We start from the raw sequence: 17,369 nt of genomic DNA, 5'->3' as shown, positions 1-17,369 counted from the left end.
TTGCAATTAGCTTTACGCCTTAATCTAGGCATTAACTAAGCCTAAGGGTAGGCTTTTTGCACAAATTTGAAATAGCGGAAGTTTAAAATAGCGGAAATTTGAGACAAATTAAGGGAGTCTTAATTATCCGCCCCATAAATTTAAAAAATGAAGGTAGCAACACTAAAACCTTCAATTTTTTAATCAGTGCCTTCAACTGCTGTTACTTCTTCTTCATTCTCGCTCTTAGGCGCTGATTGCTGGGACCTTCTTTGATAACGTCCGTTATTAGTTTTCTTACGAAACTTACGGGCATATGCCTGGTTCCGTAGCGCCTTTTCTTTTTTCGGGTTACGGCGCTTAGCCATATTCACCTCATGAATAAACAACAGGATAGCTAGTTTTACAAACTAAGCAAACAATATCAGCTTTTAATGTTATTGGTTAAACTCTTAGTTTATTACAGCTACCAATTTATACTTTTTCAACAGCTATTTAATTTAACATATTTTTACTAGTTTAGTCAATATTTAATTACTGACAAGAAACAAGTATTTATGTTGCTATTCTCATAGCATGTATTCTCATAAGTTATACCATTAACATTTAAAAATAAGGCACTGAAATAACCCGAAAATATCAAATGCGAATGAGCGATCCCTTATCTTACTCTACTAAGTACAGATTCCTAAATTAAGAGATTGCCACAAAAACTTAAATTCAATACTTTTATACTGTTACAAAAATTTATAATAAATGTCCATAGATAATATTCATGGACAATATTCATAGAAAATATAAATAAAAAATATCCATAAATATTTATACGGAATTTACATTAGGTTTTTTATAATTTGTGATGTTTATAGTCTTGAAATAACTAATTTTAAAGCAAATTGTGGAGTTTTGAGTGAAAAACGATATTTCTATTGTTGAAAACATTTATCTTGGAAATATCTCTAAATTTAGAAAATTATGAGGCAAAAAACAATCATAAAGTAACTAAATAAGACTACAACCAATCGTCATACATCTAGGCAACAATTTTATGAAAATATTACATTTATAAACATTAGACTCAAAAAATATTAAATTTCAAGCTAATGATGGCTTAGGAGAATCTAAATATAGATAAATTATATTTATAATCTAATTTAGCCGTTACAAATTGTTTGTAGCTTATCAGCTAAACATGACTCATAAGTCAAAAAGTAAAAGTTTTATATTTCTGATTTTAGTTGAATCAGATTAATTGTTTAATATTGGTAGTAATATATTTTATAGAATTAAAAATAGACTTTTTAAACATTTAAATTAGAATGAAATTAGTTAAATATCACATAATATAAATTTCATTAATTATGTGCACTATATACTTTATTCAGAATCACGAGCGCATAAAATATAATTATTCACTCAATAGTTAGTTTGTCATTATCAATCATTGAGCAAAAATCAACTATTACTAGCTTCCAGGTAAATATTTGTCCACCTAGTAAAAACATCATGTATTTCCTCAGAATAAATAATAATTTGGGTAGGTCTTTTATTAAGAATATCCCCCCAATATTCATCAATTAACATTCATAATACTTTATAATAAGGGATTTACTATTAAGTATATATATACGGAAAATTATTATAATCATTAATACATTACGAGTATATCCGAACACACAAATTTTTCTTTTACTAAGTGCTAAGATGTTTTCTGGATTAAAAGTAAATCCTCAAACTCGAAAAAATCACCACCAAAAATAACAAAAAAATAGAAAAATTTACGAATTAACCATTCGTGAATCAAATTTTCTGTGAATCAAAGATGTGGTGGAGATTAAAATTTACAAGCAACACTAAACAAGTAAACCTTTGAGTATTGAATTTTCTGCTTTATTTGCTATAGCTATCTATCCTATGCGCAATTTATGGCGTTTTGTATATACAGTCATTGGTATTATTTTTCGCCATCCTGTCACAGGTACCAGTATTATCCCTATTTTGCCTGATGGTCGAATCGCCTTGATTCGGCGTCGCGATAACGGACGTTGGGCGCTACCTGGAGGTATGGTTGATTGGGGTGAAGATATTCCTACCAGTGTCAGTCGAGAATTAATGGAAGAGACTGGTTTAGAATTACTTCAAATTCGTCGCTTGGTGGGTGTATATTCAGCACCAGATCGCGACCCAAGAATTCATTCCATTTGCGTGGTCGTCGAAGCTGACGTCCGAGGAGAAATGAATATTCAAGATTCATTAGAAGTTTCAGAAGTTCAAGGGTTCGAAGTGAATTCCCTTCCCATAGGGGAAATGTCCCACGACCACGACAGACAACTACAAGACTACATGAAAGGCTTAACAACACTCGCTTAATTTTGTATCTTCTGTTTCACTAAACTTATAGCGAATTATAAGTAAGTGAGGCACAGTTAAAAAGCTAAAATTTAATGTGTAAAGCGGCTTTCAGTCCCTCTTCCTGTTTCCTGTCACAGCGAAGCGCTACGTTACTGCGCATAATTATCCTACATAGTTTTAATTATGCAGTTCATGGTTTAGTAACGAAATATACTTATCTGAATAAGCATCCCTGTTATTTACAGGGCTATTATTTAATTTTTATTACTCCAGCCTGTGCTGGAGCTTAAAATATCGCACTACGTAATTAGGTTAGGAAGTCTTATTGAGATTATAGTTGTGGATAGTCGTTTCTAAAGCTTGCCTAAATTGGCATTATCTTCGTAGAGCAAAGTGAATAAATGCACAATTGTAATTTTTGATTATTTTATTTTTTGTGATTATAGGTTTAAATTATACCTGGAAACGACTTGTAATAATTAGCGATTACAGCAACAATTAGAACACTTGTGTGCGTGAAATCTTATTTTTGATAAGTCTTAAATCATCCCAAAATTACTAACCGTTAACTTTAGGTTAAAATGGACTATCTATTCCGTAATTCCCGTAGAAAGCTTTCGCAAGGATTACTATTCTGGCGAGAGATTGGTAGTGGGTATCCTGTAGTTTTTTTACATGGTACTTGGAATGACAGTAGCCAATGGGTACCGGTAATGGAGTTGATTTCTCAAGAATGTCAATGTTTTGCACCGGATTTATTGGGGGTTGGAGAATCAGAATCTCCGGATATTCACTACTCTATCGATCTACAAGTAGAGATGTTGGCAGAATTTCTCCAAGCTTTAAGGTTAGAACAAGTACTATTTGTCGGTCACTCTTTGGGAGCTTGGGTTGCAACTACTTATGCTCGTAAATATCCACTCCAAGTTGCTGGAATGATCTTAATTTCACCAGAAGGAGTGGAAACAGAAGCTTCAGTAAAACGTTGTCAGAAAATGCAGCGTTTGCTCAAACGTCCCTTATTCATTTTCGACCTGTTACGTCTATTGCATCCCCTAGCTAAAAGGCTGGGTTTTAATATCAACCCGGAAGCTGACAAGAAATACAGAGAATTAATGGAAGAATATCCAATCGCCACACGATTGCTATATAACCGTCAAACTCCAGAAATATTAGCAGAGATGCTAAATGAACATTTGTATGAAATAGATGCACAAACTTTGGTCTTACAAGCTTCCGAAGATACTCCCGAAACCATAGAAATGAGTCAGGTGTATGCTCGCTTAGCGTACAAAGCTTCATTGAAAACTATTGAAAATCTATCATCGATTCCAACAAGATTAGTATCCAAAGAAATTCGAGATTTTATTGCTGGTGGATATTTACAGCACTTCTAGTTATAAACATAACTCTTTTTTCCAGCATCTTACTCCCCAAAAAATTAAATGTGGTTCGACCTTAACAAGTTTTGCAATCTCAGGCTTCTGGGATTGCAAATATTTTAGGAGTAAATTGCGATCGCCACCAGTAATTACAATTTTCCCATCATTAAACAAACTTAACCAATCACAAATAAAATCTTCTATCCCAGCAAGTAAAGTGTAGATTACACCACTTTGAATTGCTGTGGGGGTATCTAAAGCATAACGCTGAGGAAGTTGTTGAGGTAATTCTACTTTTGGTAACATTCCTGTTCTTCGGGTCAGAGTCTCTAATTGCAAACCAAAACCTGGTAAAATCGCACCACCAACTAAGTTGTAGTGATTGTCAGCAGAAGTGAATGTGAGTGCTGTACCAGCATCAATAACCAAGATGGGATAACCATAATTTTCTCCAGCACCCCACAGAGCTAAAATACGATCTGTTCCTAGAGAAGGGTAAAGTCTGTTAAAGGGTATATGCTCTAAAGTAATGATGTGAACGTTTGAATAAGTTTGCCAAATTTTAGTTTGTTCTGGAACTACAGAAGCGACCAGTAGAGGAATTGTTTGGGTTATAAAGGGTAATAATTTAGACTCGAATTCGGGATGAATTTCTGATGGAAAATTTTTGGGCGATCGGAATCGAGCTAATTTTTCTACAACAGTTTCAGATACATATGTGCTATCCCAAGCTGATATAAGTTGTTCCCCTTTAAATAATCCCCAATGTAAATTGGAATTACCAATTACTAAAGCTAACCAGTTGGAAATATCGCTGCTAATCGATTGAGCCAAAATTTCAGTATTCTAAAGTTAAACACTTGAGAATTAAACATTTGAGAATTAAATACTTGAGAATTTAGTACTTAAGAATAATAAAGAGAAAATACGAAAAAGATATTTAGGTTCAAAAAGTGAAAAACTAAAAATCAAAACTCAAAATTAAAACTCAAGAAACAAAAACTAGGAAGGAAATTGTTTTTTTAAAGCTTCTAAAGACGCCCAACGACTGTCAATCGGCTTTTCGTTAATATCCTCTGTTACAATTCCCGGACAGTTATTATCGCATAATTGACGCTGAGGTATGGCCAAACAAGCCTGCTCGTAAAGCCACTCATGAGGGTAAAAATGTCCTTGGGAAGAAAGTGTTTCAACTAAATCTTCCACAGCAACTTCTTGTTCTATGGGTAAATCAGTGTCTTGTTGACTGTTTGCATTCAACCAGATTATTTCTGAAGTATCAATCGCTAAACGGTGATTATACTGCTGCAAACAGCGATCGCAAGTTAGTGTAGCAATAGTTTCAGCAGTTACTGATACCTCTAAGTAGTTAACTTGGTGTTTAATGCGGATACGACCGCGAACTGGTGTTAAAGTTTCTAGCCCAGGTAAGAATTCTTTGAACTCGAACTCCTGTTTTTTCTCTGGTGTTTGTAATAGCTGTGGAATATAAATAGCATCCATTGTACTTGTGAGATACCCTCACCTCAAACCATCTGCTCCAATAATATCTTTAGTCTAGCTTTTCTAGATCTGAGTTTTACATTTAATATTGCTAAATATTCTGAGTTTTGAGTTGACCTCATCACTATATAAAAATTTTGGCAACACAGACGCCACTTAAGCGACGTCTGATGCCAATTTTTACTCTTAAACGATAAAATTAAGCTTTTAATCGTCTTTACCGTTGTTAACTAGTTGTGAATGACTCCTTACCCTGGGTATCTAAAATTTTGTTCCAGGAGAATGGGGGTATCGGCATGATATTAGAATCATGCATAACCAAGCCCCAGGGTTTTAGGAAGTGCAAGTCTCACAAAAAATCAGAAACTTAGAGCAATTCAGCAATTTAGCTAGTGTTCAGCTGGACGCACAACTAAATTACGATTGGGTTCTTTACCTCTACTGAAGGTTTCCAAATCAGTGTAATTTCGCAAATAAGTGTGAACTTGACGGCGTTCTGCTGAACTTAAAGATTGAATTTCTACTTCTCTACCAGAAGTACGGACTTCATTTGCTGCTGATGTTGCAACCTCAAAAATTTCTGCTTGTCTGGCGACCCGATAACCACCCAACTCAATTGTATAAGAAGCTTGACTTTCCCCAGGTTGATTGAGATTAAGAGCAGAATTGGCTAAATATTGAATAGCATCTAATGCATTTCCATTTTTACCTATTAGCGCCTCAATATCTTTTGCTCTCAAGTTGGTTTCATCAATTGTCAGCCAGTAGCTGGAAATAGAGGTATTTTCATCCTCAGCAACGAAATCACGATCGATTCTAGCTGTTACTTCAGCAGATAATCCAGCTAGTTTCAGCAATGATTCTAGCCACTGCTGACCTCTGCAATCGGGACTATCATTCATAATTAGCCTATGGCTTTTTCGTGAAAATTTTGATTGAAAAGATAGTAAGAAATAAAATACTATCTAAGTCTTTTTAGTTGTGGTTTTCTTAGAACTTTTCGGTTCGAAGGGTAGTACTTTTTCCTGCGCACCTTCTAATTCCTTTTGCTGGGTATCTACAATTTTCTGTAGGTCCTCAGGTAGAGGCTCCCGCGAAAGAATATAAGTTTGCAGGGTTTGGAAGATATTACCAATCACCATGTACATCAATACCCCAGCAGGTAAAGGGAAAAACAGAAACATTCCCGAAATAAGTACCGGAGTAACCTTATTTACTGTATCTTGCTGAGAATTGGCATTACTGGCATTCTGTCCAGAAAGCATTTGGCTCACATAAGTGGTTATACCAAATGCCAATACCATGATGACTATATCCCAATGGATGCCACCGTCGTCATCAAACGCTCCAACTGTACCCAAAGCATCTATAAACAAAAATCCCTGGTCTGCAGCTAATCCAGGAATTATTCCTTGAATTGTTACATCTCCAGCTTGTAAAGCTTCTAAGTTCCCATTTTCGTCAATTGTGACCCTCTCTTCACCCTTAGTAATTTTCCATTTCGGGGTCAGTTGGGCTTCAGGGTGTTCTGCTAATAATTCTTGAAATGGCTTGCCTTCAGGAGTTTGATACTGAATTTGAGTATGTTCTCCTACTGCCAATTTATTACCACCAGGAACAATAGCACTTACTTTAACATGTTCTCCGTCAGCAACATAAATATTTTGAGGAGAAGTGGAAAAGGGTTGGGGTTGAATTCGTTCGATTTGCTCTGATGGTAAGACTTGCAAGTTAACATTATAGGTAACTCCTGCAAATGGCGATCCCCGTAATGTTGCGAATAGCGCAAATAATACTGGCATTTGCAGCAATAAGGGTAAACATCCCGCTAAAGGATTGCCAAATTCCTTTTGGACGCTCAGCATTTCTTCCTGCTGCTTTTGCGGATCGTCTTTATAACGTTCTTTTATTTCCTTCATCCGCTTTTGCATCATAGGCTGTACTATTCGTGTTTTGCGCATATTACGAATAGAACCAGCACTCAGAGGATATAGTGAAAAGCGTATAATTAATGTCAATGCTACGATCGCCAATCCATAGCTGGGCACTATGTTATAGAACATATCTATAATCGGCAGCATTACATTGTTCGAGAGAAACCCGATACCAAAATCCATTATCCTGAATTCAACCTGAGGTAGTGGTAAATTAACTGAATCTAATTTATCTAAAAGCTATGAAGATCTGCGACTGTATTTGACTACGGATAGCCGCACATTTTTTAAAAAAGTCGAAAAATCGCTTTTGTCGCTGATGGCTACATGAGCCAGAAGTCAGAATTTGGAATTATATTACCGTATTGTTGCCTGACTTCTGGCATTACAATTACTTCTTACTGGCAACAAAGTTAGGATTTTTGGCTGCTACTTTTTCACTGATGTAATTGTAGGTTTCGCGAAATCTGGGAACTGCTCGCATTTCTAAACGTGTTCCATTTCGCATTGTCAATACCATATCTCCCCATAAACCTAAACCACGGGGAACTTTGGCAATTTTAGCGATTTCTGAATAAATCACATCTGACCGGTCGCGTCCCATCCAACCCCCAATCACTGAAACTCGGCGATCGGTGATGCGATAACGCAACCACAATGCTCTGACAATAGCTCCCACTGCTAAGGGTAGACCAACTACGGTAAATCCAACCAATACGTTTAAAATTAAATCCCCTATGTGGGGTCCGCCTTCAAAGTAAACTTCTTCACGAATGCCCATTTAATACCTCGGTTTTTGCCAACAACTGCTCTAATTCTTGCAGAAATTGTTGGCCTCCGCACTTACATTCTACTGCTGTTGGTTTTACAACAACTACTAATTGCCATCCTGGTGCTACTTTGGGCAACAGTTGATAGAAAGCTGCTGACAACTGACGTTTGATACGATTGCGAACCACTGCTCGCTTACTTACCTTTGTACTAATCGATATACCAATGCAACTAGGTTTAATTGTCTGAGATTCAGTCAATGAAACATATTTTTGCTGATGCTTACCGATTTCGCGATTGTAGCCAATGACAGTTTTTCGAGAGGATATTGAAGCAGTTTTCAAAGCCCTTAATGTCATGTAATAACCATAACAACGGGTACCTGCTCGAAAGACTGCCTGGAAATCTTTGCGCGATTTTAACCGATTTTTACGAGGCAACGCCACAATCGTTACTTATTTGATAGTTGTTTGCCTGAATAGTTCGTTTTCTATGTTAGACGCTCAAACGATGACGTCCTTTCTTTCTCCTCGCTCTAATGACGTTCCTACCGTTTGGGGTACGCATTCTGGCACGAAAACCAGAAGTTCTTTTACGCTTACGGCAGGTGCCTCCTAATGTTCTCTTCATGCTATTGTCCTCTAAACTCCTAGAAAATCATATAAAATGTCACGATCTATGATTATATCAATATCAATATCAAATATAAATGTGACTTTTTTTTAAGTTTACTTTATATAATCTAAAAATCCTGGTTAAGGTTTATTCAGCATACGTAATTTAAAGTTTGAATAGGTACTGTTGCATACAATTGCAATCAAAATTGTTTTTTAACAGACGTAGCAATTGATTCCCAAAAATTATGACTAGTTCCCTGTTTCATCATGATCTTCCAACAGGAGAGACACCATAATAATTTCAGCAGGCAAAATACTAAAATATATTTGAACTACCTACAGAAGAATTACTTATCAAAATATCTGGGTACGGTAATGCTACGTCTATGTGGATTCGTAGGTTAACTAGGAGAAAATAAGTTGAGGAGCGAAAAATTTATTTGATTTTTCTAGCTAATGTCGATTATCCAAGTACCGATATAGCGAGCAAGGGGTAAGTCTCCTGGAGACTGAATCGAACAATTAAAATAGAATATTCCCCCAGAAGAAGGATTACGTGTGTTGTCCAAAATTAATTCAACTCTATTTCCTGCTGGGACTGCTTCCTTAGGGTAAATCTCGAGTACGTTACCTTCTTTGTCCCAATTAACTTTCTCTAGTTCAACTTTTTTGCCTTTAACTTTGACTTCTACTTCATCCGTGTCAAAAGAACCTTCATAATAATTCGGGTAGCTAATGACAAATTTAGCAGCGGCGACCTTCATTTTTTTCTGTGGGATTCTCAGTCTGTACCGATCCCAATCATTTGTTTGTCCGCCGAAATCTAACCGGTAACTTAATTGATTTTCGCGCTTAACTCCGCTAAACAATGTTAATCCGGATTGCGCCAAAGTGAGAGCGGGAAAGGTACCTAACAAGCAGCCACTTACCAATAAAGCAGACAAAAAACGTTTCATGGTTAAGCTCCTCTGGCAAAAGTAAAATATCAATCTGCAGTTTGAATTACAACAGATAAAGGCTTGTAACTAAACTTTACTACTGACCCGTAAAAAATGGACGTAAAATAACCATAAAAAGTGTCTATTTTCATAGATCACTCGAATTTATACCTGAATATGCTATTTATTTTCGTTGGAGACATTTTGCATATCAATTCCCCAGGTACTTGATTTGTAATGAGTAACGGGTAATGAATAAGAGGTAATCGGTAAAAACCCTTACCTTACGGTGTTAGCGATATGGTAATTGGTAATGGGTCAGTAATGGGTCAGTAATGGGGTGTGTAATACCCCTTTCTGAAGTCAGAGGATTTCAGAATTTAATTGATTTTTCTGTCTTTCTCATCAACAGTAAGTAGTTTACTATATCGGGCTATTTCTAAGCTTTACATGCACTCAGAGCAAATTCATGTTATCAACACATAAGTGTAGTAATTCTACAAGCGTCTTAATAATATTTTCTATAAATCTAACTATTTCAGAATATTTAGATTTATATCTAAAATGAATCTTTTATTGATGAAATTTCAGCTTTTACAATAGTGAAAAGCGTATAATTAATGTCAATGCTACGATCACCAATCCATAGCTAGGCACTATGCTATGGAAGGTATTTATGGATTGGCAGCATTACATTGTTCGAGAGAAACCTGATACCAAAATCCATTATCCCGAATTCAAGCTGAGGTAGTGGTATATTAACTAAATCTAATTGATCTAAAAGCTATGGATGTCTGCGACTGTATTTGACTACAGATAGCCGCACATTCCATATGAGAGTGAATAATTGTATTATTAGAAGAAAAATTTGCTCAAATTTCGGTAGATTATAGCTTTAAGCAGAAAATAGTAAGTTTAAAAAACTGGGACAAAAATAGTAATTACATAAAAACAAAATATAAATTGTACAAAATACCTAAAAAACAAAATTATTTTTATATTATTTTTTTCAAGATTAAAAACCATCTCAAACCTGTTTATCTCCACGTAAATTTATCATTAAGCATATTTTCTATTTATCTAACTATTTCAGAATGTTTAGATTTATATCTAAAATGAATTTTTTCTTGATAAAATTTCAGCTTTCAAATAGAACAATTATTAGTTAAATTGAGATAGATTGATTAAAACAAGTTTTACTTGGATCGACGAACACTTTTTTTAGTAATGGTTGGTTAGAATTTTGGGGTAAATAGTTAAGTGAATTTATTACCTCAGATTTTCTAATTCCGAAAAAAAGTTAAAGCATCAATCTATAAATTGGGGATCGACATAGGATGTGCAAATAGGAAAATGTAAAAAGTTAAATATGAGCATTTTTAATATATTGCTTAGTGAGGAGCAGACATTATCTTAATTGAGAAAGTACAATCAACATCAGTTGTATTTAAAGTATGTGCAATTATTCCTAAGGGGAAATAGCTGTGTCTAAATCAGCATAAATGCACTTCTAATTCCCTAATAATTTATAGGTTGCAGATATATATACATTCATCTGTGGGAGAGTTCATGAAAATATCAATTGCCAAAGAAATTGAAGTTTGCGAACGTCGTGTGGCATTAGTTCCCGACACCGTTTCTCGGTTAGTAAAACAAGGTTTTGAAGTATTCCTAGAAAGTGGTGCAGGGGAACGATCTTTCTTCTCTGATGCTGATTATGAAGCTGCAGGAGCAAAAATAGTTAATGATTCAGCAAAGTTATGGGGAGAAGCAGATATTTTACTGAAAGTAAGTCCTCCCCAAATACGTGAAGATGGGATCTCAGAAATTGATTCTCTCAAAGAAAATGCGGTACTTATTAGCTTTCTTAATCCTTTAGGAAATCCAGAGATCGCGCAAAAGTTGGCAGAACGCAAAATTACAGCTTTTGCAATGGAGATGATCCCGAGAACCACAAGAGCACAAAGTATGGATGCTTTGTCCTCTCAGGCTTCCATTGCTGGTTATAAAGCGGTATTAATTGCAGGAGCGGCTCTACCGAAATATTTCCCAATGCTAACAACTGCTGCTGGAACCATTGCACCGGCGAAGGTATTTGTGATGGGTGCGGGTGTTGCGGGTTTACAAGCGATCGCTACAGCTAGACGTTTGGGATCTGTGGTAGAAGCTTTTGATATTCGTCCTGCTGTTAAAGAAGAAGTTCAAAGTCTTGGTGCTAAATTTGTCGAGGTCAAGCTGAAAGAGGAAACCACTGCAGCAGGTGGTTACGCTAAGGAAATTTCCGAAGCTAGCAAACAGCGCACCCAAGAATTAGTTACCGAACACGTCAAAAATGCCGATGTGGTGATTACTACTGCTCAGGTACCTGGTAGAAAAGCGCCTTTGTTAGTAACCAAAGAGATGGTTTCACAAATGAAGCCAGGTGCAGTAATTGTAGATTTGGCTGCAGAACAAGGTGGTAACTGCGAGTGTACTGAACCAGGTAAGGACATCATAAAAGATGGCGTTACTATTATTGGTCCAATTAATTTACCATCATCGATGCCAGTTCACGCCAGTCAGTTGTATGCGAAAAACCTGACATCACTAATGAAGCTTTTCACCAAAGAAAATACTTTGCAGTTGAACTTTGAAGACGACATTATCAACGCAGCTTGTATTACCCATGGAGGAGAAATTCTTTCCTCCAGAATTAAGGATGCATTAGCTGCTTTGGTGTGATTGAGTGATTAGGGATTGGGGACTAGCTACTGGCGACTGGCGACTGGGAATAGGGGACTAGCTACTGGGAAGATAATATCCGTAATTAATAATTACTAATCCCCATACAGCTAACCCCACTCTAACGCCAATCCTAAATTCCCAATCCCCTAATGGCTAACGTCACGCTATCGCTAACGCCTACCGTAAATCCCCCACCCCAAGGAGTTTAAAGTGACAGAAACATTACTTGCTGCTTTATTTGTATTTGTTTTGGCGTCTTTTGTTGGATTTGAAGTCATCAACAAAGTTCCACCAACCCTTCATACACCTTTAATGTCCGGTTCCAATGCCATTTCTGGTATCGCCGTATTAGGTGCGATCGTAGCTTCTGGTGCAAAGGAATCGAGTCTATCAGTAACTCTTGGTTTAATCGCTGTCGCCCTAGCAACGGTTAACGTTGTCGGTGGTTTTTTGGTTACCGATAGAATGTTGCAAATGTTCAAGAAAAAAGCTGGATAACAGTTAACAGTTATCAGTAGGTAACGGTTTATAGCTAATGTCATGTCCTTATGGAATACAGGTAATGGGTAATAATTATTCAATTCGTAATTACCAATTACCAATTAGTAGTTAACCGTTAGCGCTTTGCAAAATATTGGTGTTTACCAAAAGAAATCTTAAGTTCATTAGTTGCTTGACGAATGAAATTTACTAATGAGCAGTGACAACTGAATTATGGGAATTAAAAACTGAATTATGAATGATTTTCTCCCGACTGGCATTCAGCTATCATATTTGCTTGCTGCATCTTTATTTATTCTTGGTTTAAAGAAACTGGGTTCGCCTGCTACAGCTAGAAATGGTAATGCGATCGCGGCTGTGGGTATGCTCCTAGCAATCGTAGTTACTTTGTTAGACCAAAATGTGTTGAACTACCAAATGATTTTGGTAGGGTTAGCTATTGGTTCGGCTGTAGGTGCTATAGGTGCTTACGCAGTCAAAATGACTTCAATGCCCCAAATGGTTGGTTTACTCAACGGGCTTGGTGGTGCGGCTTCAGCATTGGTTGCTGTTGCTGAATTTTGGCGCTTGCTGGAACATTCTCAAACCATACCTTTAGATGTAAATATTTCCATTGTTTTGGATGTATTTATTGGCGGTATTACTTTTACTGGTAGTGCGATCGCTTTTGCAAAGTTACAGGGAATTTTACGGGGTACTCCCATTACATACCCTTTACAACAACCAGTTAATGCTTTGCTATTAATTGCCTATGTTGTAGGTAGTGTTTTCTTGGTAATGTCGCCTCATAACCTAGGAATTTTCTTGGGTATTACTGGGATTTCTTTACTTTTGGGCGTGCTATTTGTCATCCCCATCGGTGGTGGTGATATGCCGGTAGTAATTTCGCTGTTAAACTCGCTATCTGGTTTAGCGGCTGCTGCTGCTGGTTTTGTGGTTATGAACAATATGTTGATTATTGCAGGTGCATTGGTGGGAGCATCAGGTTTGATCCTGACCCAGATTATGTGTAAAGCAATGAATCGCTCTTTGTTCAGCGTATTGTTTGGTGCATTTGGTCAAGCTGCTGCTGGAGGAGGAGCCGGTGGTGACGATGGTGATAAGAGCGTCCGCAGCATCGATCCAGAAGAAGGGGCGATGATGTTAGGTTATTCTCGCTCTGTGGTGATTGTTCCTGGTTACGGTATGGCGGTAGCCCAAGCACAACATAACGTCCGCGAGTTAGCAGATCAATTGGAAAGATTGGGTGTTGATGTCAAATATGCTATTCACCCAGTAGCAGGAAGAATGCCGGGACATATGAACGTATTGCTTGCAGAGGCGAATGTATCTTATGACTTGCTCTGTGATATGGAAGATATTAATCCCCAATTCGAGCAAACAGATGTGGCGTTAGTAATTGGTGCTAATGATGTTGTTAACCCGTCTGCGCGCAGTGATGCAAATAGTCCGATTTATGGAATGCCAATTTTGGAAGTAGACCGGGCAAAACAAACTATTGTGATCAAGCGCGGAATGAGTAAAGGTTTTGCTGGTGTTGACAATGATTTGTTCTATAAGGATAAAACCACAATGCTTTTTGGTAGCGCTAAAGATATGGTTGGTAAGTTAGTTTCTGAAGTGAAGCAACTGTAAGTTTCTAATTTTTTTACCTAATATTTCCAATATGGGACGCGATTTAATTCGCGTCTTTTTTTATTTATCTCCGATCAGTCTGTCTCTCCAAAAGATTATTTTTTGCTATTTTTCTGATCTACCACCTGCTAATTCAATTAATAAATCTATGGGTGTATTTGGATTTTTTGCGATCGCAGCAAGGACGCGTTTATCGTTTGTATTCGCAGCTAATTCTATTAATTCTTCTACAGGAGTATTAATATTCTCAGCAAGTTCAAGGTTTTTAGACATAACTTATACTTTCAAAGTAAATACTTATGTAGCCTTAACTAGACAGGTAGTAATTTCACCACTTCACCAAAAGGAAATTCATCTTTATTTAAACCACCAGGAGTAACAACCCATAAAACAGGTACATCTGGATCGACCTGGGGAAAATCACCATATCCATCTGTTAAATAAACACAAACAGCAGTATCTAAATGATTCCACTTTTCTCCAAGGAGCGAGAAAAAGGGAATAAACGAAGTACCTCCACCCCCTTCCGGTGTAGGTAAAGAACTTTTATTCTCAAGGGAATAAGGTCCGTAAATATCGCTGTCAGCGTAATACAGCTCGCAGTCCAGATGAGGGTAAGAATTAATTATCCCGTCAATTTCACCCAGAAACAGAGATAATTCTTCATTGTCAATGGAACCAGAAGTATCGACAGCAACGTATACTTTAACTGATTCCCCTTCTAAGTTTTCTAGATATAAACCTCTACCAATAAAACGGCGATCGAATCCAGAAAAATCAGTTGGAGTTTTTACTAAGTAACGCCACAAATAAGACCTCCAATCTAGTTGAGCATCTTTTATTGCTCCTAATTCCCGAGCGATTCCCCCAGGAATATTACCATCAGGTTTGCTGCGAGCGATGGTTTCCGATCTAGCTAAAGCGTTGCGCCAATATGTTTCTAATACTTGTTTTTGACTAATATACATACCAACCTGATGGTACTACGTAAGAACCGACTCGACGGTCTAAGATTAGTTGCTGTGCAACCCCTTGCATTGCTGGGGGTGCCATATTCAGTTCATCTAAGAATAATATCCCTTTACCCGTACGAGGTAAAAAATCTGGTGGATACCAACTCGATACACCATTAGAAGCAACTGGTAAACCTCTTAAATCTGTTGGTGCTAGTTGTGATAATCTCACATCCACAAAGTTTATTTTATGTGCGGAAGCGATCTGGGAAACAATACTTGATTTACCAACACCAGGAGGACCCCAAATCATTGTACTGATTTTGATATTTTTAGTAACTAATTGGTTGAGGTAGTTTTCTAATTGTTGTGGAGTCATCGGAAAAAATAGATGAAATATGATTAAAAATTAAAGGTAACTAAATAAGAATAAGAGTTTTCGGGACTTTACTGTAAAAATGTCTTCCCATTTGATTTTTTCAATTAAAAATTGCTCCGTTGATAAAACTTCTTTAAAAATATGACGAAGTCAAAATCAAGCAATCTTTTGATTCGATGTAGGGGAACAAGTAAATTTTATGAATCATTAATGCGATCGCCTACAGTGATGTGAAACCTATAGAACAAAGTGCAGTTCTAAATTTAACAAGGGCTCAACGATGTTGTCTCTGGTTTTGTGGCGATGAAATATTAATTTTACTTTGGGGTCGATTTCAACTCAGTCATCCAGATAATTCTGAGATATTATCTGTCAGTAAAGATTATTTGAAATCCAATTATAGAAAAAGTGTATTTAAATAATGAAAATGGAAATAATAAAATCAAATTTTATGAAGTGATGTTTGTATAAAAAAACTAAATAATTTTGCTTAATAACTCAAAATTTTAAAGGGTAACCCTCGCTAGGGTACCCTTATTTATTGAAAAAATGTAATATACTTTGACATTTTTGCATTTTATGGCAGATATATATTAGCGTTCTTTTGCCAACAGTATTCCAATAAGTGCAAACATACTAAGTAAGTAGGCGAGAAAAAAGTAAACTATGTAAATAAATATAAAATATCTGTATTTGGCTAGTAGTAGCGCTTTAGCGCTAAAGCGCTATTACAAACAAGTTATGATTTTTCTTACTAAACGTACTTATGCAAAAAGTACCTGATAGGTTTGACGACCAAATACTCCGTCAGCTGAAAGCCTCTTATCCTTTTGAAATTGTTTAACTACCGCTTCAGTTCTAGGACCAAAATCGCCATCTACCCCTAGTCTATATCCTTTCTCAAGTAGTCGACGCTGAACTTTTCTGACATCTTGACCTTTTGCTCCATGCTTTAAGACAATACCGAATTTTGGGCGTAGTTCTTCACGTACGCTGATAACTGATTGTCTGGATTTTGTGTTGTCATGAATGAGTTTTGCTGCGTTCAAGCTGGCGATACGAACGCATCCATTGGAATCAGGATATTCGGGAACGACTGGATAGTAATGAAGAGCAATTCCACGAGAATCATCTTGAAAACGTGTTACCCATTGGGCTTGTGGAAATTGACTAAAACGACGTTCATGGTAATTTACTGGGAATTCACCTTTTGGAGTGCAACTCGTCCCACCTCTTTTACTGGTCACAACATCATCGCAATTGACACCGGACACACCTTCACCAGGACTACAATGAAAGGGACCTTTTTCTTGTATAGCTGCATTTGCTCCAGTCCATTCAAGTGTCACTTCTTGTTTCCATAAGTCAACGATGACTTTTGATATGTATGTTTGTGCCATTAGATTATTATTAATAGTAACTGTATTGTTGGTTTGTTACAAAAAATGATTTCCCGTTAAAAGTACTATTCTGGATAACTTTTGACAGAAGTCATTTACGCTCGTTTGCTCTGACGATGAATACCGATCCAGGCTGTTTAATTCCAGAAAGTTAGGATTATTTCTTGTAAGATCTATTTCTTGTGACATCTCTCGATGCTAATGCTCGCGCATACAACCCATCTTCCGCACTCTAACTGTCACAATCGGTAATTACTTAAATAAATCAATAATAAAAGAGTAAAAAAGTACTTTTTACCAC

Annotated in this window: 18 protein-coding genes and 1 pseudogene; 5 read left to right on the top strand and 14 right to left on the bottom strand. The window is 36.7% G+C overall.

Annotation, left to right across the window (positions count from 1 at the left end; translation table 11 throughout):
• Positions 1-179: 179 nt before the first annotated feature.
• Positions 180-347: a hypothetical protein gene (locus tag BC008_RS50260; protein WP_201026070.1), complete on the bottom strand. Its 168-nt coding sequence runs from the start codon at positions 345-347 to the stop codon at positions 180-182.
• Between the two features lie 1,546 nt (positions 348-1,893).
• On the opposite strand from BC008_RS50260, the gene BC008_RS01845 reads away from it, so the two are divergent.
• Both BC008_RS01845 and BC008_RS01840 read left to right on the top strand, forming a co-directional pair.
• Complete coding sequence (locus tag BC008_RS01845) at positions 1,894-2,349, top strand: NUDIX domain-containing protein (protein ID WP_058183002.1); 456 nt, start codon at positions 1,894-1,896, stop codon at positions 2,347-2,349.
• A 563-nt stretch (positions 2,350-2,912) separates the two neighbouring features.
• Entirely contained in the window at positions 2,913-3,728 is an 816-nt protein-coding gene (locus tag BC008_RS01840) for an alpha/beta fold hydrolase (RefSeq protein ID WP_027844007.1), read from the top strand.
• On the opposite strand, the gene BC008_RS01835 is transcribed toward BC008_RS01840, so the two are convergent.
• The 9 genes and pseudogenes from BC008_RS01835 to BC008_RS51095 all read right to left on the bottom strand — a co-directional run.
• A complete protein-coding gene (locus tag BC008_RS01835; RefSeq protein WP_082650459.1) occupies positions 3,729-4,550 on the bottom strand; it encodes a pantothenate kinase in 822 nt (273 codons plus the stop codon). It lies immediately after the preceding gene.
• Positions 4,551-4,715: 165 nt separating this feature from the next.
• Complete coding sequence (locus tag BC008_RS01830; protein WP_027844009.1) at positions 4,716-5,216, bottom strand: YceD family protein; 501 nt, start codon at positions 5,214-5,216, stop codon at positions 4,716-4,718.
• 389 nt (positions 5,217-5,605) lie between these two features.
• On the bottom strand, positions 5,606-6,118 hold the full coding sequence (locus BC008_RS01825) for a Jag family protein (RefSeq protein ID WP_201026069.1): 513 nt from the start codon (positions 6,116-6,118) through the stop codon (positions 5,606-5,608).
• 63 nt (positions 6,119-6,181) lie between these two features.
• Complete coding sequence (yidC, locus tag BC008_RS01820) at positions 6,182-7,333, bottom strand: membrane protein insertase YidC (RefSeq protein ID WP_058182997.1); 1,152 nt, start codon at positions 7,331-7,333, stop codon at positions 6,182-6,184.
• Positions 7,334-7,541: 208 nt separating this feature from the next.
• The gene (locus BC008_RS01815; RefSeq protein ID WP_027846825.1) at positions 7,542-7,931 is read right to left on the bottom strand and encodes a PH domain-containing protein; all 390 of its coding nucleotides are present in this window, start codon (positions 7,929-7,931) and stop codon (positions 7,542-7,544) included.
• Entirely contained in the window at positions 7,918-8,367 is a 450-nt protein-coding gene (rnpA, locus tag BC008_RS01810) for a ribonuclease P protein component (protein WP_027846824.1), read from the bottom strand. Before rnpA ends, BC008_RS01815 begins: the two co-directional genes overlap by 14 nt.
• Positions 8,368-8,416: 49 nt before the next feature.
• Entirely contained in the window at positions 8,417-8,551 is a 135-nt protein-coding gene (gene rpmH, locus BC008_RS46030; protein WP_072207676.1) for a 50S ribosomal protein L34, read from the bottom strand.
• Positions 8,552-8,987: 436 nt separating this feature from the next.
• Positions 8,988-9,494, bottom strand: a complete 507-nt coding sequence (locus BC008_RS01805) for a DUF2808 domain-containing protein (protein WP_027846823.1) — start codon at positions 9,492-9,494, stop codon at positions 8,988-8,990.
• Between the two features lie 582 nt (positions 9,495-10,076).
• Positions 10,077-10,203, bottom strand: a pseudogene (locus BC008_RS51095) (membrane protein insertase YidC); the annotation flags it as partial.
• Between the two features lie 842 nt (positions 10,204-11,045).
• On the opposite strand from BC008_RS51095, the gene BC008_RS01800 reads away from it, so the two are divergent.
• The 3 genes from BC008_RS01800 (at position 11,046) to BC008_RS01790 (ending at position 14,336) form a co-directional block, all read left to right on the top strand.
• Positions 11,046-12,197: a Re/Si-specific NAD(P)(+) transhydrogenase subunit alpha gene (locus tag BC008_RS01800; protein WP_027846251.1), complete on the top strand. Its 1,152-nt coding sequence runs from the start codon at positions 11,046-11,048 to the stop codon at positions 12,195-12,197.
• A 213-nt stretch (positions 12,198-12,410) separates the two neighbouring features.
• Complete coding sequence (locus tag BC008_RS01795; RefSeq protein ID WP_027846250.1) at positions 12,411-12,698, top strand: NAD(P) transhydrogenase subunit alpha; 288 nt, start codon at positions 12,411-12,413, stop codon at positions 12,696-12,698.
• A gap of 237 nt (positions 12,699-12,935) precedes the next feature.
• The gene (locus BC008_RS01790; protein ID WP_027846249.1) at positions 12,936-14,336 is read left to right on the top strand and encodes an NAD(P)(+) transhydrogenase (Re/Si-specific) subunit beta; all 1,401 of its coding nucleotides are present in this window, start codon (positions 12,936-12,938) and stop codon (positions 14,334-14,336) included.
• 105 nt (positions 14,337-14,441) lie between these two features.
• Here the strand turns inward: BC008_RS01790 and BC008_RS49235 are convergent, their stop codons facing one another.
• The 4 genes from BC008_RS49235 to BC008_RS45665 all read right to left on the bottom strand — a co-directional run bounded on the left by BC008_RS49235 (position 14,442) and on the right by BC008_RS45665 (position 17,068).
• Complete coding sequence (locus tag BC008_RS49235) at positions 14,442-14,609, bottom strand: hypothetical protein (protein ID WP_161938065.1); 168 nt, start codon at positions 14,607-14,609, stop codon at positions 14,442-14,444.
• Positions 14,610-14,647: 38 nt separating this feature from the next.
• Entirely contained in the window at positions 14,648-15,304 is a 657-nt protein-coding gene (locus BC008_RS01785) for a VWA-like domain-containing protein (protein WP_058182996.1), read from the bottom strand.
• Positions 15,294-15,668, bottom strand: a complete 375-nt coding sequence (locus BC008_RS01780; RefSeq protein ID WP_201026068.1) for an AAA family ATPase — start codon at positions 15,666-15,668, stop codon at positions 15,294-15,296. Before BC008_RS01780 ends, BC008_RS01785 begins: the two co-directional genes overlap by 11 nt.
• Positions 15,669-16,432: 764 nt before the next feature.
• Entirely contained in the window at positions 16,433-17,068 is a 636-nt protein-coding gene (locus tag BC008_RS45665) for a L,D-transpeptidase family protein (protein WP_063800732.1), read from the bottom strand.
• Positions 17,069-17,369 lie beyond the last annotated feature (301 nt).

It is taken from the genome of Mastigocoleus testarum BC008, assembly GCF_001456025.1.
In the GTDB taxonomy this organism is placed as follows: Bacteria; Cyanobacteriota; Cyanobacteriia; order Cyanobacteriales; family Nostocaceae; genus Mastigocoleus; species Mastigocoleus testarum.
This window is presented reverse-complemented; position numbering and strand designations above follow the sequence as displayed.